The following is a 22347-nucleotide window of genomic DNA, read 5'->3' on the forward strand; positions in this document are numbered from 1 at the left end:
CTGGCCCGGCTGCCCGCCCGCTCCCTCGACGCGCCCGGCGGCACCCAGGACGACGCGGAGTTCGAGCGCCGCTACCTCGAACACCTCAGCCGTACCCTCGACGAGGTCGAGCTGTTCGGCGTCCGCGTGGAGAACTACCGGCCCCGCGCCACCCTGAGCGTCGCCTACATCAGCCTCGGCGTCTCGGCGGAGGGCAGGACGCGCCACCGCGTCCCGGAACGGATGCGCCTGGCCGAGCTGGCCGGGACGGCCGCCGAGACGGAACCGGCCACCCTGCGCGTCGAGAGCGCCCTCGGCCGGTCCCGGCGCACCCTCCTGCGCGGCGACGCCGGGTCCGGCAAGAGCACGCTGCTGCGCTGGCTGTCGGTGACCGCGGCGCGCGGCGGCTTCGCAGGCGACCTGGAGTCCTGGAACGGGTCGGTCCCGTTCGTCGTCAAGCTCCGCAGCCACCCCTCCGGCGACCTGCCCATGCCCGAGGACCTCCTCGCGGACGTCGCCGGTCCGGTGGCCGGGCGGATGCCCGCCGGGTGGGCGCACCGGGTGCTCGACGCGGGACGGGCGCTGCTGCTCGTCGACGGGGTGGACGAGCTGGCCGTACGGCACCGCCCCGTGGTCCGCAGGTGGCTCGCCGGGCTGCTGGCCGCCTACCCCGGCACCCGGACCGTCGTCACCTCCCGCCCCGCGGCGGCCGACGCCCGCTGGCTGACCGAGGAGGGCTTCTCCCCGGTCACGCTGGAGCCGATGACCCCGTCCGACCTACGGGAGCTGGTGCGGCAGTGGCACGCGGCGATGCGCGGGTCACCGAGCCTGCCGTGCCCGCCGGAGCGGCTGGACGAGTACGAGGGCGCGCTGCTGGCCCGCTTCGAGAGCGGCCCGCACCTGCGGGCGCTCGCCGCGACGCCACTCCTCGCGGCGATGCTGTGCGCGCTGAACCTCGACCGCGGCAAGCAGCTGCCGCGCAACAGGATGGGCCTGTACGCGGCGGCGCTGGAACTGCTGCTGGAACGCCGGGACGCCGAGCGCGGCATCGCCGCCGACGTCGCCCTCGAAGCCGAGCAGAAGATCCGCATCCTGCAGGACCTCGCCTGGCAGCTCGCCGTGTGGGGCCGCTCGGAGCTGGCGAGGGCGACGGCGCTGCGGCGGGTCGAGGAGAAGATCCGGACCATGCCCCGGGTGGAGGCGACCGCCGAGGCGGTGCTCGACCACCTGCTCCAGCGCAGCGGGGTGATCCGGGAGCCGGTGCCGGGCCGGATCGACTTCGTGCACCGGACCGTGCAGGAGTATCTCGCCGCCAAGCAGGCCGCCGACGACGCCGACGTCGAGCCCCTGGTGGAGCGCGCACACCTGGACCAGTGGCGCGAGACGGTGGTCATGGCAGCCGGGCACGCCAACGCGCCCGTACGGCGGGACCTGCTGCGCGGGCTGCTCGACCGGATCGACGCCGAGGACCGGTACGGCAGGCGGCTGCGGCTGCTGGTCGCCGGCTGTCTGGAGACGATCCAGGAACTCCCCGGCGATCTGCGCGAGCGTCTGGAGGCATGCCTCGCCGCGGTGATCCCGCCGCGCAACGAGGCCGAGGCGAGGACGCTGGCGCTCGCCGGGGAGGAGGTGCTGCGCCGCCTCCCCGACGACGTGCGGGGCCTGCCGAAGGCGCGGGCGGCGGCGACGGTGCGGACGTGCTGGCTGATCGGCGGGGAGGAGGCGCTGCGCAGACTCGCCGGGTACGCGGGGGATCCCCGCGAGGCGGTCCAGCAGGAACTCGTGACCGGGTGGGGGTATTTCGACGCCGACGAGTACGCCGCCCGGGTCCTGGCGGACGCGGCCCTCCCCCAGCTCTTCAGCGTCATGAACCCGCGCATGCTGAGCGCCCTCCGTCACCTGAAGAACCCCAAGAAGCTGATCGTGAGGTGCCCCGTATCGGGGGACCTGCGGTTCCTCCGGTCCGCGCCGCCGCTGCGCTGGCTCTACCTGCTCTCCGTGGGCGACGCCGACCTGAACGACCTCGGGTCCCAGCCGACGTTGACGTTGCTGTACGCCGCGATGGAGTCGCGCCGCCGGAGCGACCTCGGCTGCCTGACCCGTCTGCCCGAGCTTCGGGATCTGTACCTGGAGAACCTCGACTTCGCGGGGAGCCTCGCGTTCCTCGACGGGCTTCCCCGGCTCAACATGCTCCAGCTCGGCGACGTAGGTTCGGTCCGGGACTTCGGCCCGGTCGCCCGGCACACCACGCTCCACGACCTGACGCTCCGTGGAGCGCGCCACCTGAAGGACGTCGCGTTCCTGGCGGACCTCCCCCACCTGGAGATGCTCAACCTCGGCGAAGCCGACATCCGCGGGGGACTGGCCTCCGTCGTCGAGCACGCCCCGGGGCTGCGATATCTCGGACTCAGCGACACCGGTCCCCTCGGCGACCTGGCCGCGCTGGACGCCCTGGACCTCGTCTCGCTCGAACTGACCCGATGTCCGGATGTGACGGACCTGACGCCGCTGGTCCGCCATCGCAGCCTTGAAGTGCTTGTGCTCGAAGGGTCCGAGGTGGCCGATCTCGGCCCGCTGGCGGATCTTCCGCAACTCCGTTACCTCTACCTCCAAGGGGCGCGGCGGGTGACGGACCTCTCCCCGCTCGCGGGCCTGGAGGATCTGAAGGAGCTCACCCTGGGAGGGACGGCTCCCGTGCTCGACCTGGCGCCGCTCGCGGGCAGGCCGGGGCTGCGGATATCGGCAGACTCCGATCAGGAGCTCCGCAACGTCCACCTTCTCCACCCGACCGTGAAGATCACACGCGTGCCGGTGCCCCGTTGACCGGGCCGGTCCGGAGGCATCGGGGCACCGGCCGCGCCCGCTCCGGAGATGCGGATCGCCCGCGCCCCCGGTGCGCGCCGGCTCCCGGGATCCCCGCGCCCCGGTGCGCGCCGGCTCCCGGGATCCCGGGGTCCCGGCGCGGAACCGCCCTCACGCCTCGGCCGCCGGAACCCGGTGGTTCGCGGCGATCCAGGCGTCGATCCGCGCCCAGTTGTCGTAAAGCCAGCGGACCTGCTCCTCGCGGTCCCGGGGGACGTCGTCCGCGTCGACCCGCCACCACGTCGCCCGCACCTCCGCGTGCGTGGGCAGTTTGCTCCAGAGGTCGTGGAGGGTGACCAGGTCGTCCAGGCCGGTGTGGGCGACGAACACCACGTCGGCGGAGGGACAGGCGTCGATGGCGGCGAAGGCCCCGCCGGGGTGCGGGGGGAGTACGTGTTCCAGGCGGCGGGCGCGGGCGGCCTCCTCGGCCAGCCCCTTGTTCTCCAGGCGCCGGATGGCCCTCGCCTGCCGCCTGGGGGTGAAGTTCCCGCCCTCAGGGAAGATCACCAGGGCGTCGTCGGGGTCCATGTCGGCGGCAAGCCGGCGGATCTCGGCGATGATGCCGCCCGCTCCGGCGCCCTGGGAGACGAAGGCGCTGGGCACCCGGCCGGTCAGCACGTCCAGGGAGGGGTCCAGCCGCAGGGCCGCCTTCATCACGATCCTGGGGCGCCGGCCGTACACGCTGAGCAGGTGGTGCACCAGCAGGACCGAGTCGCCGGGGCCCGCGTGGCGGGCGAGCACGATGACCGGGCGGGTCAGCCGCCGGGACAGCTCGTCCGGAGTGGGCGGGGGCGCCTCCATGAGGACACGCAGGCGGAAGATCCGTTCGGCCGCGCCGTACACCTGTCCCAGGAACCATTTGATCAGGGCGTAGTGGCGGTCCTCGTACTCGTCGCGGCTGAGCCGTCCGCCGAACCCGGAGACCACCCAGATGCCGAAGCAGGCCAGCAGCGCCATCGTCTCCAGCGTCAGCCACGCCACCGCGAACCACACCAGGCGGGTGCCCCGCCGCTGCGGGGGCGGCAGGCGCAGTGAGGCCGCGGCGACCACCAGCAGCCAGACCGGAAGCGTGACCAGCGCGGCCACGGCGAGCACCACCACCAGGGGCGCGAGGACCAGGCGGCGGACGATGCGGGGAGGGAGCACCGGTCCCTCCTTCCTCCGCGGCTCGCCGTACGGCACCGGTCCGTGCCCCCGGGGCCGCCGCGCCGTACGGCCGGCGGCACCGCCCCTGCTCGGGCGGGCGCGCGGCTCAGGCGGGCGACCGACGGGCGAGATACTCCGACGACGCCCGGTACGCACGCTCGATGTACCCAGATATACGCGATGAATCGCGATAGCGGAGCTGGGAGAGGTCCACGCCGGGCCTGGCCTCGGCGCCGGCGGGCATGACGTGCACCTCCACGCCGGTGGGCAGCGCGGCCATCTCCTCGGTGAAACGGTGCCGGCGGGCGATCTCGAAGGCGGTCAGGCCGACCTCCCACGGCCGGCGCGGGGGGGCCAGGGGCCGCTCGATCCGGCCGACGTGCAGGACGTAGACGCGGCGCGCGCCGAGGGCGACGGCGCGGCCGACCGGGATGCTGTGGACCAGCCCCCCGTCGAGGAAGTGGTCGCCGCCGATGCGGACCGGCGGCAGCAGCCCCGGGACGGCGCAGGAGGCGAGGACCGCCTCGACGACCGGCCCCTCGGTGAACCAGTGGGCGGTGGCCCGCTCGACGCAGGCGGCCACGCACTGGAACGGCACGGCCAGGTCCTCGATGCGGGTCACCGGGAGCATCCCGGCCAGCATGGCGCGCAGCGGCGCGGCGGAGTGCAGGTGGGTGCCGCTCCTGGCGAGGGTGGACAGCCGGGTCATCCACGACCCGCCGAAGGCGGTGCGGACCGCCTCCGTCTCCCACAGGGAGGTCAGCCGGGAGACGGCCGCGGCGGGGTCGGCGGCGAGCACGACGCCGTTCAGCGCGCCGACGGAGGTGCCGACGACCACGTCGGGTTTGACGCCCGCCTCGTCCAGGGCCCGCAGCATGCCGACCTCATGCGCGCCGAGCACCCCTCCGCCGCCCAGCACGAACGCCGTGTCCACATTCATGCCCCAAAGATAGACCCGGCGGCGCCCGGCCGCCGGGCCGGAATCCGGCCGGGGTTTCGACCGTGGGTCCCGGCCACCGGGCCGGAATCCGGCTGGGGGTCCGGCCGTGGGTTCCATCCGCGGGTCCGGACGCGGGTCCGGACGCGCCCCGGTCCCCGCGTCCTCGCTCCGGCGTCGTCCCTGATTCCGGCCGCCCCCCGAGCCGGATTCCGGGCGTGGATTCCACTCCTGGTGATCACAAAGCTCCGGTGCGCGGCGATACTCGGAGACGGATCTCACGACGCCGTCACCCGGGAGGGGTTCATGATCCGCAGAGCCGGGGAGCACGCGGTCGTGCTGGGGGCGGGGGTCAGCGGGCTGCTGGCCGCGCGCGTGCTGACCGACTTCTACGACCGGGTGACGCTCGTCGAGCGCGACGCGCTGGACGGCGGAGGCCCCCGCCGGGGCGTGCCGCAGGGGTTCCACGCGCACGGCCTGCTGCCGCGCGGCCTCCAGGTCATCGAGGAGCTGTTCCCCGGCGTCACCGCGGAGATGATCGACGCGGGCGCCGTGCCGTACGGGACGACGCAGCTCCGCATGATCATGGGCGGATACGAGTTCGCGAGGACGCCGACCCCGGATCAGGGCGTGTCGGCGACCCGGCCGTTCCTGGAGGGGCACCTGCTGCGGCGGACGCGCGCGCTGCCGAACCTCGTCCTGGCCGACCGCCACCAGGTCACCGGGATCGTCGCGGACGGCGGCCGGGTCTCCGGCGCGCGCGTCGCCGGTGACGACGGCGAGCGGGAACTGCCCGCCGACCTGGTGGTCGACGCGATGGGCCGGGGCGGCCGGACGCTCGTCTGGCTGGGGGAGATGGGCTTCGACCGGCCGGAGGAGGAGGTCGTCAAGGTCGAGGTCGCCTACGCGACCTGGTACTTCCGCATCCCCGAGGAGGCCATGGGCGGCTACCGGATGGTCCTCGTGGGCTCCCATCCGGGGCAGCGCAAGGGCGCCGCGCTCTGCGCGGTGGAGGGCGGCCGCTGGCTGGTGACACTGGGCGGCAACGCGGGGGTGCGCCCGCCGTCCGACGCCGAGGGCTTCTTCTCGTGGCTCGACGAGGTCGCCCCCGCCGACGTGGCCGCGGCCGTCCGCCGGGGCGAGCCCCTCGGAGAGGTGGGGGCGGCCAGGATCCCGACCAGCGTGCGGCGCCGCTACGAGCGGCTGGGCCGCTTCCCCGAGGGGCTGCTCGTCACCGGGGACGCCCTGTGCAACTTCAACCCCATCTATGGCCAGGGCATGGCGGTCGGCGCGCTGGACGCCCTCGCGCTGCGCGACCGGCTGCGCGAGGGCGCCGGCGATCTGGCCCGCCGCTACTTCGCCGCCGCGGCCAGGGCGGTGGACCCCGCCTGGCAGCTGGCCACCGGCGCCGACCTGTCCATGCGTGAGGCCGAGGGGAGCCGGCCGCCGCGGGTCCGCGTCCTCAACGCCTACGTCCGCAGGCTGCAGCGGGCGGCCGCGCACGATCCCGCGGTCGCGGTCGCCTTCGGCCGGGTGACCGGCCTGCTCGACCCGCCCTCGGCCCTCATGCGGCCGGGCGTGCTCTGGCGCGCCCTGCGCGGCTGAACCTCGCCGAGGGAACCGGTCCCGGGGCCGATGACCCGCGGCGCCGCCGTACGGCGGGCACGGCGCCGGCCCCGGGACGCGGGGCTCAGGGCAGCAGCAGGAGCTTGCCGGTGGTGCGGCGGGCCTCCAGGTCCTCGTGGGCCCTGGCCGCCTCGGCGAGGGGGTAGCGGCCGGAGACGTGCACCTTCAGCCTGCCCTCGGCCACCCAACCGAACAGGTCGGAAGCCCGCCAGGCGAGCTCCTCGCGGGTGGCGACGTAGTGGGCGAGGGAGGGCCGGGTCAGGAAGAGGGACCCGTGCTGCCCGAGGACCTGCGGGTCGATCGGCGGGACCGGGCCGCTGGCCTGGCCGTACAGAGCCATCATGCCGCGCGGGCGCAGCGAGGCGAGGCTGCCGTCGAAGGTGGCCGCGCCGACGCCGTCGTAGACCACGTGCACGCCGGAGCCGGTCAGGTCGCGGACCGCCTCGGAGAAGCCCTCGTAGCGGAGCACCTCGTCGGCGCCGGCCTGGCGGGCCAGCTTCTCCTTCTCCTCGGTGGAGACGGTCCCGATCACCCGGGCGCCGCGCAGCTTGGCGATCTGGACGAGCAGCAGGCCCACACCCCCGGCCGCGGCGTGCACGAGAACGTCGTCACCGGGCTTGACCTCGTGGACCGAGTGGGTCAGGTAGTGCGCGGTCAGCCCCTGCAGGGTGACGGCCGCCGCGGTCTCGGCGGAGACCCCCTCCGGCACCCGGACCAGGCGGGAGACCGGCACCGCGACCTTCTCGGCGTAACTTCCCATCACGTTGGTCCACGCCACGGTGTCACCGGCCGAGACGCCCTCGACGTCCTCACCCGCCGCGGTGACCGTGCCCGCGCCCTCGCCTCCGATGACGAACGGAAGGGAGAGCGGATAGCGGCCCGTGCGGTGGTAGACGTCGATGAAGTTCACGCCCGCGGCGGCGACGTCGACCAGCACCTCCCCGGGGTTCGGCACGGGGTCGGGGTGCTCGGTGTAGGTCAGGGCCTCGGGACCGCCGGTGGCACGGACGACTATGGCATGCATCGCGCTCGACTCCTCGGATTCGGTGTGTGATCCTTTCGTCCCCAACCGCGCGGGGCCGCTCACTCTTCCCGGCGGGAACGCTCCGGCGGGATCGGCCCTCCGGCGGGGTCGGCCGTCCGGGGCGGAACCGCCGGACCCCGGAGCCGATCACTCTCCCCGGCCGGGTCCCGGACCGTCACAGGGTCGTCCGGGGGAGGTCGCCGGAGCCCCGTGGGGGTCACCCGCCCTTCCCGGCGGAGCCCTTGGGCGGGAGCGGGCCGTTCAGGGTGAAGTTGTCGAAGGACGTCTTGAGCGTGGCGCGGCCCTTCTCGGCGACCCTGGCGAACACGCCGACCGAGCCGTTGGGCAGCGGGGTGCCGTCACGGGCGGTCTGCACCCGCCTGCCGTTGACCCACATGGTCAGCCGCACGCCGCTCTCGCCCTCGTCGGCGCACTCGGCCTGGACGCGGGCGGCCTCGCCCTTCGGCAGGTCCACCTCGGCGGGCGCGGCGAGCTCTCCTCCGGCGTTGTCGATGGTCTTGCGGATGCGGGCCTTGCCCGAGGTGTCGAGCAGGAACTCGTACCGGGTGGCGTTGAGGTTGTCCTTGTCGCCGCGGCAGAACACGCCGTAGTCGCCGGGCCCGGAGCCGCCGCGGATCCTGACGTCCACGCCGACGAGCAGCCGCGTCGGGACGACGGGCGTGGGGCTCGCCGAGGGGGCGGGGGTGGCCGGTGGCGCGGTCACGAACGGTATGGGCGCGTCCATCCGGTGGCCGGCGTCCTCTCCGTCGACGTCGATGGCGATGTAGCCCTCGTGGGAGTAACCCCACTTCCGCGTGGGCGGGTCGTATTCGGAGCTGTCCCAGTTGGTGCTCTGGGTGAAGTCGTCCTGGTAGAGCAGGGGCAGGTCGTCCGGTGGGCCGCTCGGGGACAGCAGGAAATACAGACCCGTTCCGCCGGCCACGACGAGGGCCGCCGTCGCCGCGACGGCCAGGCGGAGCCGCCCTCCCGTCCGGCCGCCGCGCGCCGCGGGCGGACCGGCCGGGCCCGCCGGCGGGGCCCCGCCCGGCCCGCCGGCGCGCGTCTCCTGCGCGGTCCACTCTTCCGGACGGCCCGGGACCTGCCCGCCCGGTACGGCGGACCTCTCGGGTACGGCGTGTCCGCCCGGAGCGCCTGGAGCGCCCGGCCACCCCGGAAAACCCGGCCCGCCGGGACCGCCGGGGCCACCGGAAGCACCCGGTCCGGCGGAAAGGCCCGGCGCGTGGTGTCCCCCGGAAGCACCCGGTCCGCCCGGTGCGGCGCCGGGCCAGGGGGCGGTCCGCGGCTCGGCGGTTCCCGGCCACGGCGCGGTCGGCTGCGGGGCGCCCGGCGCCGTGACCTGTGGGTCCTGCTGCCAGACCGTCCGGACCGAGCGGGCGGCCTGCTCCGGCTCGGCCGAACGGCCGATGAGGTGGTCGAGGATCTGCTGGGCGGTGGGCCGGCGCTCCGGGTCCTTGACCAGGGCGCGGGCCACCAGCTCGCGCAGCGCGGGCTCCATGCCCTCCAGCGCGGGGTCGGTGTTCAGCACCTGGTACATCACCGAGGGCAGCGAGTCCCCGCCGAACGGCGGCCGGCCGCTCGCGGCGAAGGCCATCAGGCAGCCCCAGGAGAACACGTCGCAGGCGGGGGAGACGCGCTCGCCGCGCAGCACCTCCGGCGCCATGTAGCGGGGGGTTCCGATGATCTCGCCCGTCCCGGTGATCCCGCTGAGGGTGTCCAGCGCCCGGGCGATGCCGAAGTCGATCACCCGGGGGCCGAGGGAGGAGAGCAGCACGTTGGAGGGCTTCAGATCGCGGTGCACGATCCCGGCGCCGTGGATCGAGGTGAGCGCGGTCGCCACGCCGACCGCCAGCGCGTCGAGGCTGGAGCCGAACAGCGGCCCCTGTGCCCGCACGGCCTCCTCCAGATTCGGGCCGGCCACGTACTCGGTGACGACGTAGAGCTGGTCGCCGTCCAGGTCGGCCTCGATCACGGCGGCGGTGCAGAACCGGCGGACCCGCCGGGCGGCCTCGGCCTCCCTGCGGAAACGCATCCTGAACTGCTCGTGACGGGTGTACTCCGGGTTGATCACCTTGATGGCGACCTGCCGTCCCTCGGGCGACTCGCCGAGATAGACCGTGCCCATCCCGCCCCGGCCCAGCGGCCGGAGCACGCGATAGCGGCCGATGTGTGGAGAGTCGCCGGATTCGAGGTTGTTCACCGTCATACCTAACCGCATGCCATCCGTTGGGTGGCTCACACTACCGAGATCTTCACGATGATCGGCAGTTGTGACGGCCTGCGGCTTGCACTGCGCCGGATAAGAACGTATGTTCGACGCCCAGGCCCGTCTTCCCCCGGGTGATCAGTTCGACGGCCGCGGGAGAAGAGCGCCTTGAGCAGACTTTACGGTGACCCGATCGACGTGTGGACCCACGACGGGCTGCCGGTCCGGTTCCTCTGGCGCGACCGGCTCCACACCGTGCAGAGGGTGCTGGACCACTGGGTCGTCGCCCGGGAGTGGTGGAAGATCTCCGACAGCGACCCCGGAGAGCGCCGTTTCTGGCGGGTCGAGGCCGATCCCGGTGACCGGCTCGGCACCTACGAGCTCCGCTTCGACACCGCCGCCGAGGGCTGGTTGCTGATCAGGGCCTGGGACTGACGCCCCGCCCCGGCCCGCGTCCCCGCGAGGCGGCGGCGGGCGTCCGGGTCCTGCGCCCGGGTGACCTCCCGGACGGTCGCGGCGCACAGCGCGGCGCAGGCGGCGACCACGGCCAGCTCGGCCGGGCCGAGCCCGGTCAGGCCCCCGTCCCCGCGCCCGCCGATCAGCCGTACGGTGACCACGGCCAGTACGGCCAGCCAGCTCAGCCACCAGGCGGTGAGCAGCACCGGCCAGTGGCCGCCCCCGCCGGGCGCCGGACGGGAGTCCCGCCACAGGCGGTGCAGCATCAGCGGCGGGGCGACGAGGTTGACCACCGGCACGAACCACGCCGCCAGCACAGGGGCGACCGGAGACCGGGAGGGGGCGATGCTCTGCCGGGCCCGTACCAGCCACGACAGGTAGGCGACGGCCGCCGCGACCGTGGTCGCCACCACGAGGATCAGCAGCAGGGCGAAGGCACTTGCGGCCCCGGCGACGGCCTGCGCCGCGGGAGCGTGGTGGTCGCCGCCGAGTGTCGCCAGCCGGCGGGCCAGCCATCGCCCGCGCGTCTCCTCGAACGCGGTCAGGCAGGCGACCGCGAGTACCTGGGCGGCGAGGAGCACGTAGACGACCATGACGGGCCTCCTCGGCGCCAGCGGGACAGAGCGCATGGTCATCTCCCCCCGGCATGCGCTGAAGTGTCTGCCCTTTTCCTATCCAGCAGGGCTCTTCGTCAACCGCGCCCACCGCAGGTCGGAAACGGTTCCCCGCCGTCAGCCGACCACGCCCGACTCCCAGGCCCAGGCCGCGGTCTCCACCCGGTTCCTGGTCCCGAGCTTCGCCTGGATGCTGCCGAGGTGCGTCTTGACCGTCGACAGCGAGACGAACAGCTCCGCGGCCACCTCCTGGTTGGACCGCCCCCTGGCCACCAGGCGGACGACGTCCAGCTCGCGCTCGGTGAGCGGCTCGGCGGGCGGCCGGCCGCCGCCGGACCTGGGCCGGGCCAGGTGCGCCAGCAGCCGCACGGTGACCGACGGCGACACCAGGGAGTCCCCGGCCGCCGCCGCCCGGATCGCCTCGATCAGCAGCGTCGGCCCGCTGTCCTTGAGCAGGAACCCGGTGGCCCCGGCCCGAAGCGCCCCGTAGACGTACTCGTCCAGGTCGAACGTCGTGACGATGACCACCCGCATCGGGTCGGCGACGCCGGGCCCGGCCAGGGCGCGGGTGGCCTCCAGGCCGTCCAGCAGGGGCATCCGGATGTCGAGCAGGCACACGTCGGGCCGCAGCCTGCGCGCGTGCTCGACCGCCTCGGCGCCGTTCGCGACGGTCGCCACGACCTCCATGTCCTGCTGGGCGTCCAGGATCATCTTGAACCCGGTCCGTACCAGTTCCTGATCGTCAGCGATGAGCACCCGAATCGTCACCCGATGGATTCTGCCAGCCGTACCGGGGGCTCGGACCCTCGCATCGGAACACCCCGGACACCGGCCACGGGACGCCTCCGGAGGCCGGCCCCGGAACCCGCGCCGCCTGTTCCCCGGGATCCGCGCCCCCGGCCGCAGGGAGGCGCGGACCCCGACTTTCGGCCGAGGCCGGCGGGCCCGGATCGGACTCCCGGCCGATCCGCCGCGGCCCCCTCGGGCGGAAGAGTCGTCGCCATGAATGTTGTGCTTGAAGGGGCCGGCCTGGTCAAGCGGTTCGGCCCGACCGTGGCGCTGGGCGGCGTCGGGCTGGCCGTCCGGGGCGGCGAGGCCGTAGCGATCATGGGACCGAGTGGGTCGGGCAAGTCGACCCTGCTGCACTGCCTGGCCGGGATCATGAAGCCGGACGAGGGAGAGGTGCGCCTGCTGGACCGGCGGATCGACGCGCTGGGTGAGCGCGAGCGCAGCGCCCTGCGCCGCACCCGGTTCGGGTTCGTGTTCCAGTTCGGCCAGCTCCTGCCCGAACTGCCCGCCGACGAGAACGTGGCGCTGCCGCTCATGCTCGGCGACGTCTCCCGGGCCGACGCCGTACGGCGGGCCCGCGAGTGGTTCGCCCCGCTCGGCCTGGCCGGGATGGAGGGACGGCGCCCGGGTGAGCTCTCCGGCGGTCAGGCGCAGCGGGTGGCGATCGCCAGGGCGCTCGTCACCCGGCCCGCGGTGATCTTCGCCGACGAGCCGACCGGCGCGCTCGACCAGGTCACGGGACAGGAGACGATGCGCCTGCTGGTGGAGGCCACCAAGCACAACGGGGCGTCGCTGGTGGTCGTCACCCACGACCACGGGGTGGCCCGCTGGTGCGACCGCGTGGTCGAGGTCCGCGACGGCCGCGTCCTGCCCGGCCGGCCGGGACCTCGGGACGCCGGGTCCCCCGCGCCCGCAGCACCTGCCGCGCCTGCCACGGTCGTCATGCCCGCCGCGCCCGCGGCGGCCGGTCCGGGCGGATGGGACCGGGAGACCGGAGCCCCGGTGCCGCCCGGGGCGGACCGGTGAGCGCGATGGGCAACCTGGTCGGACTGGCCTGGCGGCTGCTGCGCGGCGGGGGCCGCCGCGGCCTGCTGGGCGCCGGGCTGACCGCGGCGGCGGTGGCGATCAGCACCGCGCTCCTGCTGTTCACCGTGGCCGTCAACTTCGCCTTCCAGGGCCGGGCCGACCGGGAGGCGTGGCGCAACCCGGTGGCCGCCGCGGACGGGACGGCGGCGGTGGCGGCCGAGTCGGTGCGCACCGACCACGTGCGCGGCCGGCGGATCACCGTCGTGAACCTGACGGCGCTGAAGCCGGACGCGCCCGCTCCGCCCGGCCTGACCCGCTTCCCCGCCCCCGGAGAGGTCTGGTTCTCCCCGGCGCTCGCAGAACTCGCCGGGAGTCTTCCCGCGGACCAGCTCGCCGACCGGTTCCCGGGCCGGCGCGCCGGGACCGTCGAGGAGGGGACGCTGGTCCACCCCGGCGAACTCCTGGTCGTCCGCGGGCAGTCGGCGGACTCCCCGGAGATGACCGCCAAGGCGCCGGGCCACGACGACCGGGACCGCGGTCTCGGGCCGGTACGGATCTCCTCCTTCGCCGGGCAGCGCACCGACGAGGCGATCGGCTACCAGATCCTCGGGGTGATCGCCAGCGTCCTGATGGTCGTGCCGCTGCTGGTGTTCGGTGGCGCCGCGGCCCGGCTCACCGTGGCCCGCCGCGACCAGCGCCTGGCCGCGCTCCGGCTGGTCGGCGCGACCCCGGGGCAGGTCGTCACGATGACCGTCGCGGAGGCGGTGATCACCGCGTTCTGCGGCGCGCTGCTCGGCCTGGCCCTGTACGGGACCTGCTCCCCGCTGCTCACCGGGATCGAGGTGGCCGGCGGCTCCTGGTTCCTGGCCGACCTGTGGCCGGGCGTGCCGGCGGTGGCGGGCGTGCTGGCGGCCGTGCCGCTGCTCGTCGGCCTGTCGGCGGTGGCCGGGCTGCGCCGCGTCGTGGTCAGCCCGCTGGGCGTCGCGCGGCGGGAGACGCCCCCGGCGATGCGCTTCGTCCGGGTCGTCGCGCTGCTCGCCGCCCTCGCCACGGTGCCCGTCGTCGGCGGCATGGGGGCGGGCGTGGGGATCTTCGCCCTCTCCCTGGGGCTGGCCTTCGGCGCCGTCAACCTCGCCGGTCCCTGGGTGGTCGGCCGGATCGGCCGGATCGTCGCGCGCACCGCGCGCGGCCCGGCCCGGCTGCTGGCCGGCCGCCGCCTGATCGACGACCCCAGGTCCGCCTGGCGGACGGTGAGCGGCGTCGCCATGATCGGATTCATCGCCGGGTTCATCGGCCTGCTCGTCCCGGACAGCGGCCTGCTCGGCTCCCCCGACGCCGCCGTCCTGCGCGTCTCGGCGCCTCCCGCGCGTCTCTCCGAGGTCGCGGGCCAGGCCCGCGAGCGGCTGTCGGCGGCCGGCGTCCCGGCGGCGGTGCGGACGACCGGCGGAGGCGAGGGCCGCGAAGGCGGACTGAAGGTCGTCGCCGTCACGCCCCGCGCGCGTGACGCCGCGACGCTCGACCGGGCCCGCACCGCGCTGTCCGGCCTGGTCCCGGGCGGCGTGGCCACCACGGCGGCCGACGACCAGCGGGCCAGCAACCGGGTGATCGGCGACATCCGCACCGGAGTGGTCGCCGTGCTCGCGGTGTCCTTCCTGGTGGCGATCGCCAGCGCCGGGATCACCGCCGCCTCCTCGGTCCTGGACCGGCGGCAGACCTACGCGCTGCTCAGGCTGGCGGGCACCCCGCTCTCGGTGCTGAACGCGGCCCGCCGGTCCGAGACGCTCATCCCGCTGACGGTCATGGGCGGCGGCACCATCGCGGCGGGCATGCTCTGCGCCCTGCCGTTCGTGTACGCCGCGATGAACACGAGCGGGCTGATGGTCCTGCTGACCTGCGTGGTCCTCGGCTTCGCCGGGGTGGCGGGGGCAGGGGCGGCCAGCGCTCCGCTGCTGCGGTCGGTCACCGCCGACCCCGCACCGCGGCCGGACTGACCCCGCGCCGCGGCCGGACCGACCCCGCGCCGCGGTCGGGCCGGGGTGCCGGGCCGGGACCGCGGCGCGGAGCGTCAGCCCAGGACCAGGTCGCGGATCGTCCGCAGGGCGTCCTCGTCCCGCGGGCCCATCACCAGCAGGCTGGTGACCGGGCTCGCCCGCCACACGGCGAGGCGCTCGCGGATCCGCCCGGCCGGGCCGACCAGGGAGATGCCGTCGGCCAGTTCGTCCGGGACCGCCGCGAACGCCTCCTGCCTGCGCCCGGCCAGGTAGAGCGCCTGGATCCGCTCGGCCGCCTCGCCGTACCCCATCCTGGCGACGATGTCGGAGTGGAAGTTGCGGCCCTTGGCCCCCATGCCGCCGATGTAGAGGGTCAGCATCGCCTTCACCGCGTCCAGGGCGCCCCGGACGTCGTCGGTGAGCAGTGTCATGACCATCGCCGCGATGTCGAAGTCCGGAGCCGCCCCGGCGAGCGACGGGCCGTACATCTCGCCGATCCGCTCCGGGAGCGTGAACAGCGGCAGCCAGCCGTCGGAGATCTCCGCGGCGAGCGCGACGTTCCGGGGGCCTTCGGCGCCCAGGTAGACGGGGATGTCGGGGCGCAGCGGACGGGTGATCAGCTTCAGCGGCTTGCCGAGGCCGGCGCCGCCCGGGTAGGGGAGCGGGTAGTGCTCGCCGTCGTGCGTCACCGGCTCCTCGCGCCGCCAGACCTTCCGCATGATCTCGACGTACTCGCGGGTGCGGGCCAGCGGCCGGGGGAACGGCACGCCGTACCAGCCCTCGACCACCTGCGGGCCGGAGGCGCCGATCCCGAGCAGCAGCCTCCCGCCGGTCAGGTGGTCCAGCGTCATCGCGGTCATCGCGGTCGCCGCCGGGGTCCGGGCCGAGAGCTGGACCACCGAGGTGCCCAGCCTGATCCGGGACGTACGGGCGCCGTACCAGGCCAACGGGGTGAAGGCGTCGCTGCCGTACGCCTCGGCGGTCCACACGGAGTCGTAGCCCAGCCGCTCGGCGGCCTGGACGAGCGGCGTGGCGTCGGAGGGTTCGCGCTGCCAGTAGCCGAGGTTCAGTCCGAGCCTCAGATCGGCGGTCATGGGGGCCTCCCGCGAGAAGTCGTGCGCCTACCCGATGAGAACACGTTCCAGTGGTGGTGGTCGAGGGGGAGGTGTCGGCGTCGTGGCAGGTGGGAAACGTGAGCTTGTGCTGAACACCGCCCGCAAGCTCCTGTGCCTGACGTTGCTGTCCGTCCTCGCGGCGGCGTCCGGACTGGCCCCCACGGCGGCGCAGGCCGTCCGGCGGCCGAACATCGTGTTCATCCTCACCGACGACCTGGAGGCCGGGAACCTCCACCTCTTCCCGAACATCTGGAACCAGCTCGTCCTCGCCGGGACCGGCTTCGAGCGCTTCTTCGTGTCGAACTCCTGGTGCTGCCCCTCCCGCTCGTCGATCCTGCGCTCCCAGTACGTCCACAGCCACGGCGTGCTGACCAACACCGGCCCCGAAGGGGGTTTCGAGAAGTTCTTCACCTCAGGTCTGGAACGTTCCACGATCGGGACCTGGATGCAGGACGCCGGGTACCGCACCGGGCTGATGGGCAAGTACCTCAACCACTACCCCGGCGGAATCGCCCCGCCGGACCACGTGCCGCCCGGCTGGGACGAATGGGACGTCCCTGTACGCAACCTCTACAAGGAGTACGACTACGCGCTCAACGAGAACGGCACCGTACGGTCGTACGGCTCGCTGCCCGAGGACTACCTCGGCGACGTGCTGAGCGAGAAGGCCCAGACGTTCGTCTCCCAGCCGGGCGACCAGCCCTTCTTCCTCTACCTCGCGCCCATCGCCCCGCACAACCCGGCCAACTGCGCGCCCCGGCACGCCGCGGCGTTCCCCTACGCGACGGCGCCGCGGACGCCGTCGTTCAACCAGGAGGACGTCTCCGCCGAGCCCCTCTGGATGCGGATGCGCCCGCGGTTCGGCGCGCTCGCCACCCAGCGGATCGACGAGCGCTACCGCCGGAGGCTCCGCGCCATGCTGGGCGTGGACGACATGGTCGGCGCCCTGGTCGAGACCCTCAGGGCCGCCGGGAAACTGGACGACACCTACATCTTCTTCGGCTCCGATAACGGGTTCCACCTGGGCCAGCACCGGCTCCAGCACGGCAAGACCACCCCGTTCGACGAGGCGATCAAGGTCCCGCTCGTGGTCCGCGGGCCGGGCGTGCAACCCGGCGGCGTCGTCGAGGAGATGGGCGCCAACGTCGATCTCGCCCCGACCTTCGCCGACCTGGGCGGGGCACGGCTGCCCTCCTTCGCCGAGGGACGGTCCCTGGTGCCGCTGCTGCGCGGCCGCACGCCCCCGTCCTGGCGGCAGAACGTGCTGCTGGAGTTCAACCGCCCGTTCAACCTGAGCTCGGCCCGCCAGACGCCGGTCCCGGAATACCGGGGGATGCGGACCGCCCGCTACACCTTCGTCCGCTACGCGACCGGGGAGTACCAGCTCTACGACCTCGTCACCGACCCCTACCAGCTCCACAACCTCGCGGCCGGGGTGCCGCCGTCGGTGATCTCCGCGTTCGACCGGCAGCTCGACGCGCTGGCGACGTGCTCGGGCGCGTCGTGCCGGGTGGCGGACTCCGTCCGGCCGCCCTCGATCACCGGCACCGTCCCGTCCCCGGCGTCCTCACTCGGGCCCGTCTCCCTGGGGGTCCCCGGCCCGTCGTCCGGGGTCGTCCCGGTCCCGGTCTCCGTGACCTCCGGAACCTCAGGGGACACGCCGGGAGCGGCCCTCCGGCCCTGACCCGCACCCTTCCCGAGGCTGCGGAAGCCGGACAGGTAATGTGTCCCGTCACACTCGGGAAGGAGTGCCTTGCGCGTCGCCCTTTTCGTCACCTGCGTGAACGACACGCTGTTCCCCGGCACCGGGCAGGCGACCGTGACCCTGCTGCGCCGCCTGGGATGCGACGTGGACTTCCCCGCGGCGCAGACGTGCTGCGGCCAGATGCACGTCAACACCGGCTACCTCGCGGAGGGCAGGCGGCTGGCACGGCACTTTGCGGACGTCTTCGCCGGTTACGACGCGGTCGTGGTGCCGTCGGGGTCGTGCGCCGCGATGGTCCGGGAGCAGTACCCGAAGCTGGTCCGCGCCGCCCCGGACGGGCCGGAGGTCCACGAGCTGTCGGAGTTCCTCCTCGACGTCCTCGGCGTCGAGGACGTCGGCGCGTACTTCCCGCACCGGGTGACCTACCACCCGACCTGCCACTCGCTGCGCGGCCTGCGCCTGGGCGACCGGCCGCTCCGCCTGCTGGAGCGGGTGCGGGGCCTGGAGCTGGTCCCGCTGCCCGAGGCCGAGGAGTGCTGCGGCTTCGGAGGGACCTTCGCGGTGAAGAACCCGGCGGTCTCCGCGGCGATGTGCGCCGACAAGGTGCGCAACGTCATGGACACCGGCGCGGAGGTGGTCTGCGCCGCCGACAACTCCTGCCTGATGCACATCGGCGGCGCCCTGCGGCGGCAGCGCACCGGGGTGCGGACCATGCACCTCGCCGAGATCCTCGCCGCCGTGGAGGATCCCATGGAGAACACCATGGAGAAGACCATTGAGAACCCCGCGGAGGACGGCCGGTGAGCGGGAACGCCGCGTTCCTCGGCATGCCCGCGTTCCCGCGCAACGCGGCCTCCGCCGTACAGGACTCCCAGCTCAGGTTCAACCTCCGCAAGGCCACGCGCACGATCCGCGGCCGGCGGGCCTCCGTCGTCGCCGAGCTTCCCGACTGGGCGGAGCTGCGCGCCGCGGGCCGGCAGATCAAGGACCACACGCTGCGCGACCTGGACCGTCACCTCCTGCGGCTGGAGGAGACCGTCACCGCGGCCGGCGGCCACGTCCACTGGGCGGCCGACGCCGCCGAGGCCAACCGGATCGTCACCGGCCTGGTCAGGGCGACCGGCGAGACCAGCGTCGTCAAGGTCAAGTCGATGGCCACCCAGGAGATCGGGCTCAACGAGGCGCTCGGCCGCGCGGGCATCACCGCCTACGAGACCGACCTCGCCGAGCTGATCGTGCAGCTCGGCGACGATCGGCCCTCGCACATCCTGGTCCCCGCCATCCACCGCAACCGCTCGGAGATCCGCGAGATCTTCCGCGCGAAGATGGCGGACTGGGGCCGCCCGGCGCCCGGCGGGCTGACCGACGACCCCCGCGCCCTGGCCGAGGCGGCCCGCCTCCACCTGCGGGAGCGCTTCCTGTCCACCAGGGTCGCGATCTCCGGTGCCAACTTCATGATCGCCGAGACCGGCACGCTGGTGGTGCTGGAGTCCGAGGGCAACGGCCGGATGTGCCTGACCCTGCCCGAGACGCTGATCAGCGTGGTCGGCATCGAGAAGCTCCTGCCGACCTGGCGCGACCTGGAGGTCTTCCTCCAGCTGCTGCCCCGCAGCTCCACCGGCGAGCGGATGAACCCCTACACCTCCACCTGGACCGGTGCCGTCGAGGGGCAGGAGTTCCACCTGGTCCTGCTGGACAACGGCCGCACCCGGGTCCTCGCCGACGAGGTGGGGCGGCAGGCGCTGCGCTGCATCCGCTGCTCGGCCTGCCTGAATGTCTGCCCCGTCTACGAGCGCGCCGGCGGCCACGCCTACGGCTCGGTCTACCCTGGCCCGATCGGCGCGATCCTCACCCCGCAGATGCGCGGCATGACCTCCGAGCTCGACGCCTCGCTGCCGTACGCCTCCAGCCTGTGCGGCGCCTGCTTCGACGCCTGCCCGGTGGCGATCGACATCCCCGAGGTCCTGGTCCACCTGCGGGGCAGGGCCCGCCACCCGCGCGCCGAACGTCTCGGCATGCGCGCCGCCGGATGGGTGTTCGACCGCCCGGCGCGTCTGGCGGGGGCCCAGCGGCTCGCCGGGCGGTTGCGCCGTTTCGTCCCCGGACGGCTGCCCGGTCCGATGGCCGCCTGGACCGACACCCGCGACCTTCCCGACATCCCCGCCGAGTCCTTCCGCGACTGGTGGAACCGTACGGACGGAGGCACCCGATGAGCGGGAGCAGAGAGCTGATCCTGGCCAGGATCCGCGCGGCCGTGGCCGGGGCGCCCGACGTGGAGATCACCCGCGCCTACCGCGGGACACGCGACCTGCCCGGCGCGGTGGAGCTGTTCGCCGAGCGGGTGGCCGACTACCGCGCCGCCGTGCACGTGGTGGCCGAGGAGGAGGCGACCGCGACGATCACCGCGGCGCTGGCCGGACGCGGCGCCGCCCGGATGGTCGTCCCCGCGGGCCTGCCCCCGGAGTGGACGCCCCCCGAGCCGGTCGCCGACGATCCGCCGCTGAGTGCCGCCGAACTGGACACCGTGGACGGTGTGATCACCGGATGCGCGGTGGCGATCGCCGAGACCGGCACGATCGTGCTGGACGCCGGCCCCGGGCAGGGACGGCGGGCGCTGACCCTGGTCCCGGACTACCACCTGTGCGTGGTGCGGGCCGATCAGATCGTGGCCGACGTGCCCGATGCCGTCGGGCGGCTCGACCCGGCCCGGCCGCTGACGTGGATCAGCGGTCCCTCGGCGACCAGCGACATCGAGCTGAACCGGATCGAGGGCGTGCACGGCCCGCGCGTGCTGGAAGTGATCGTCATCCACTGACCGTCCTGTCCCGTTCCGTTCCGTTCCGGCGCGGCGACGGTACGGCCCGGCGTCGGGTGAGGTGTCGCGGTGAGGTGGTGAGGCGTCGCGCCGGGGTGTCGCGGTGAGGCGGCGTGCGGCCCGGCCGGCCGTTCCGGTCCATGGAATTCCGGACGTCCTGCCTGGTCGGCCCCGGTCCGGAGGGATCGGCCCGGATCGTCGCCCGAAGGGGCGAAGAGGCGCCGTGCCGCTTTTGGACAGTCCGTTACCTGCTCGCGCCGCCGCGCCATCGGATATCCTCGCCACTCGCGACCGAGTGTCCCCGGGTCGAGATCCACCGCGTACTGCCAGGTCAAGGTCATTGGAGTCCCTCCTTGATGAAACCGCCGCTGCTGCTCGTCGGGCAGGGCTCGCACGATGATGCGGGTTCCGCGGAATTCGGCAGGTTCGTCCACCGGCTCCGCTGCCGTCTGGACCGGACGGCGGCCGACGTCTCCGGCGGATACACCAGCATGGCCAGGCCCCGCCTCAGCGACTCGATCGCCTCGCTGGTCGCCCGGGGACATCACCGGATGGTGGCGCTGCCGCTGAGCCTCATCGAGGACATGCGCGCCGACGCCGACCTCCTCTCCGTGATGGCCCTGGAACAGAAGCGCCATCCGACGCTCTCCTGCGACTACGGCCGCCCGCTCGGTCCCGACCCCCGCGTGCTGACGCTGCTGGCCGAGCGCCTGGCCGACGCCGCCGCCGAGGTCGCCAGCCTCCGCCTGGTCCCCGCGGCCGCCGGTCCGTTCGACGACGAGCCCGAACGCATCGAGATCGGCGAGACCGCCGTGGTCCTGGTCGGCGACGGCTCCACCAGCCCCGCCGCCAACGCCGACGTCCACCGGGTCTCCCGCCTGTTCTGGGAGACGCACGCCCACGAGTACATGACCGTGGAGACGGCGTTCGTCTCCCTCACCCCGCCCGGTGTCCCCGGCGGTATCGAGCGCTGCCGCCGGCTCGGGGCCAAGCGCGTGATCGTCGTCCCCTACCTGCTGTTCGGCGGCGGGGTGCTCGACCGCGTCTGGGCCCAGGCCATGGCCTACGCCGCGGGCCACCCCGACCTCGACGTCCGGTGCGCCGACGTCATCGGCGACTGCGAGGGCCTGGCCGACGTGGTCGTCGACCGCTACGAGGAGGCGCTCGGCGGCGTCATCTGCTGACGGCCCCTCCCGCCTGGAAGGCGGGGGATCCGGCGCGGCGTGTGTCCTCGCCGCCCGGCGCCGGGGACGTCCTGCCGGGGTGTCCTAATGTTGCCGCATGCGACGAAGGACGGGGCCGGCGATGGCCGGCGCTGCGATCCTGGTCTGGGGCGAGTGGCTGAACCGGCGCTGGTCCCGGGCCCTCGTGGGAGACGGCGAGGGCGACTCCGAGGCCGTGGTCGTGCTGGGCTATCGGAACCCCCAGGCGACGGCGAACCTCGTCAATCGCTGGCGGGTCCGTGCCGGCATCCGTTCCGTCTCCGCCGACCGCGCACGCGACACTCGCGTGATCTTCAGCGGCGGCGCCGTCGGCGGTGCCGTCCCGGAGGCCCGGCTGATGGCCGACTACGCGAAGTCGGTGCTCGGGTTCGACGGCACACTGCTCCTTGAGGAGCAAAGCGCCACGACGTGGGAGAACATCACGAACGTGATCCCACTGCTTGAGGGCGCCGGCCGCATCAAGATCGTCTCCCAGCCGGCTCACGCGCTCAAGGCCCGCGCGTACCTGCGGCGGCAGCGTCCTGATCTGGCCAGGAGGCTCGTACGCGCGGACGACTACCGCCCCGGCGAGTGGACGGCCGTCAAACCGCTGCTGGCCCTGTACGGGCTCTGGACGCTCCGGGGTATCAAGGCCGGCGAACGGAAGGTCTCGCTGCGGGGCCTCGAAACCGTCGCGCCGCCCGGGAGGGGTTCGGGGCGTTCACGCCACGGAGCGCGGGGTTCCACGGAACGCCAGGGTTCCACGGAACGCCAGGGTTCCACGGAACGCCAGGGTTCCACGGAACGCCAGGGTTCCACGGAACGCCAGGGTTCCG

At 74.0% G+C, this 22347-nt stretch carries 18 protein-coding genes; 11 read left to right on the plus strand and 7 right to left on the minus strand.

What is annotated here, in order from left to right:
- The first annotated feature begins 222 nt into the window (after positions 1–222).
- Positions 223–2802 carry an NACHT domain-containing protein gene (locus ACZ6W9_RS28615; RefSeq protein WP_470120554.1) on the plus strand — a complete coding sequence of 860 codons (2580 nt, stop codon included), beginning with the start codon at positions 223–225 and terminating at the stop codon, positions 2800–2802.
- A gap of 150 nt (positions 2803–2952) precedes the next feature.
- Here the strand turns inward: ACZ6W9_RS28615 and ACZ6W9_RS28620 are convergent, their stop codons facing one another.
- Together ACZ6W9_RS28620 and ACZ6W9_RS28625 are read right to left on the minus strand one after the other, a co-directional pair.
- A complete protein-coding gene (locus tag ACZ6W9_RS28620) occupies positions 2953–3987 on the minus strand; it encodes a 1-acyl-sn-glycerol-3-phosphate acyltransferase (protein WP_470120510.1) in 1035 nt (344 codons plus the stop codon).
- A 106-nt stretch (positions 3988–4093) separates the two neighbouring features.
- Complete coding sequence (locus ACZ6W9_RS28625; protein ID WP_389966072.1) at positions 4094–4927, minus strand: patatin-like phospholipase family protein; 834 nt, start codon at positions 4925–4927, stop codon at positions 4094–4096.
- 303 nt (positions 4928–5230) lie between these two features.
- Between ACZ6W9_RS28625 and ACZ6W9_RS28630 the strand changes: the two genes are divergently transcribed.
- Positions 5231–6529 carry an FAD-dependent oxidoreductase gene (locus ACZ6W9_RS28630; RefSeq protein WP_389966069.1) on the plus strand — a complete coding sequence of 433 codons (1299 nt, stop codon included), beginning with the start codon at positions 5231–5233 and terminating at the stop codon, positions 6527–6529.
- 85 nt (positions 6530–6614) lie between these two features.
- Here ACZ6W9_RS28630 and ACZ6W9_RS28635 read toward each other — a convergent pair whose 3' ends face one another.
- Both ACZ6W9_RS28635 and ACZ6W9_RS28640 read right to left on the minus strand, forming a co-directional pair.
- Positions 6615–7574, minus strand: coding sequence for a quinone oxidoreductase family protein (locus ACZ6W9_RS28635; RefSeq protein ID WP_389966066.1), 960 nt, complete (start codon positions 7572–7574; stop codon positions 6615–6617).
- A gap of 217 nt (positions 7575–7791) precedes the next feature.
- Complete coding sequence (locus tag ACZ6W9_RS28640; RefSeq protein WP_389966504.1) at positions 7792–9798, minus strand: serine/threonine-protein kinase; 2007 nt, start codon at positions 9796–9798, stop codon at positions 7792–7794.
- Positions 9799–9966: 168 nt separating this feature from the next.
- On the opposite strand from ACZ6W9_RS28640, the gene ACZ6W9_RS28645 reads away from it, so the two are divergent.
- Positions 9967–10233 carry a DUF6504 family protein gene (locus ACZ6W9_RS28645; protein ID WP_389966063.1) on the plus strand — a complete coding sequence of 89 codons (267 nt, stop codon included), beginning with the start codon at positions 9967–9969 and terminating at the stop codon, positions 10231–10233.
- Here the strand turns inward: ACZ6W9_RS28645 and ACZ6W9_RS28650 are convergent.
- Together ACZ6W9_RS28650 and ACZ6W9_RS28655 are read right to left on the minus strand one after the other, a co-directional pair.
- Positions 10173–10883, minus strand: a complete 711-nt coding sequence (locus ACZ6W9_RS28650) for a DUF4328 domain-containing protein (RefSeq protein WP_470120513.1) — start codon at positions 10881–10883, stop codon at positions 10173–10175. The genes ACZ6W9_RS28645 and ACZ6W9_RS28650 overlap by 61 nt on opposite strands.
- A 102-nt stretch (positions 10884–10985) precedes the next feature.
- On the minus strand, positions 10986–11636 hold the full coding sequence (locus ACZ6W9_RS28655; RefSeq protein WP_389966057.1) for a response regulator: 651 nt from the start codon (positions 11634–11636) through the stop codon (positions 10986–10988).
- 234 nt (positions 11637–11870) lie between these two features.
- On the opposite strand from ACZ6W9_RS28655, the gene ACZ6W9_RS28660 reads away from it, so the two are divergent.
- The gene (locus tag ACZ6W9_RS28660; RefSeq protein WP_470120516.1) at positions 11871–12683 is read left to right on the plus strand and encodes an ABC transporter ATP-binding protein; all 813 of its coding nucleotides are present in this window, start codon (positions 11871–11873) and stop codon (positions 12681–12683) included.
- A 5-nt stretch (positions 12684–12688) separates the two neighbouring features.
- Entirely contained in the window at positions 12689–14674 is a 1986-nt protein-coding gene (locus tag ACZ6W9_RS28665; RefSeq protein ID WP_470120518.1) for an FtsX-like permease family protein, read from the plus strand.
- Positions 14675–14748: 74 nt separating this feature from the next.
- On the opposite strand, the gene ACZ6W9_RS28670 is transcribed toward ACZ6W9_RS28665, so the two are convergent.
- Complete coding sequence (locus tag ACZ6W9_RS28670; protein WP_389966054.1) at positions 14749–15768, minus strand: LLM class F420-dependent oxidoreductase; 1020 nt, start codon at positions 15766–15768, stop codon at positions 14749–14751.
- Between the two features lie 106 nt (positions 15769–15874).
- On the opposite strand from ACZ6W9_RS28670, the gene ACZ6W9_RS28675 reads away from it, so the two are divergent.
- The 6 genes from ACZ6W9_RS28675 to ACZ6W9_RS28700 all read left to right on the plus strand — a co-directional run.
- Positions 15875–17473 carry a sulfatase family protein gene (locus ACZ6W9_RS28675; RefSeq protein WP_389966051.1) on the plus strand — a complete coding sequence of 533 codons (1599 nt, stop codon included), beginning with the start codon at positions 15875–15877 and terminating at the stop codon, positions 17471–17473.
- A gap of 69 nt (positions 17474–17542) precedes the next feature.
- A complete protein-coding gene (locus tag ACZ6W9_RS28680) occupies positions 17543–18298 on the plus strand; it encodes a (Fe-S)-binding protein (RefSeq protein ID WP_389966048.1) in 756 nt (251 codons plus the stop codon).
- Positions 18299–18321: 23 nt separating this feature from the next.
- Entirely contained in the window at positions 18322–19707 is a 1386-nt protein-coding gene (locus ACZ6W9_RS28685; protein ID WP_389966500.1) for a lactate utilization protein B, read from the plus strand.
- A complete protein-coding gene (locus ACZ6W9_RS28690) occupies positions 19704–20309 on the plus strand; it encodes a LutC/YkgG family protein (RefSeq protein WP_389966045.1) in 606 nt (201 codons plus the stop codon). The genes ACZ6W9_RS28685 and ACZ6W9_RS28690 overlap by 4 nt, the downstream gene beginning before the upstream one ends.
- A gap of 356 nt (positions 20310–20665) precedes the next feature.
- Entirely contained in the window at positions 20666–21493 is an 828-nt protein-coding gene (locus tag ACZ6W9_RS28695; protein ID WP_470120521.1) for a sirohydrochlorin chelatase, read from the plus strand.
- Between the two features lie 97 nt (positions 21494–21590).
- Positions 21591–22347: YdcF family protein (locus ACZ6W9_RS28700; protein WP_470120523.1), on the plus strand; the 757-nt coding region annotated here is incomplete at its 3' end.

It is taken from the genome of Streptosporangium sp. NPDC053982 (assembly GCF_055585205.1).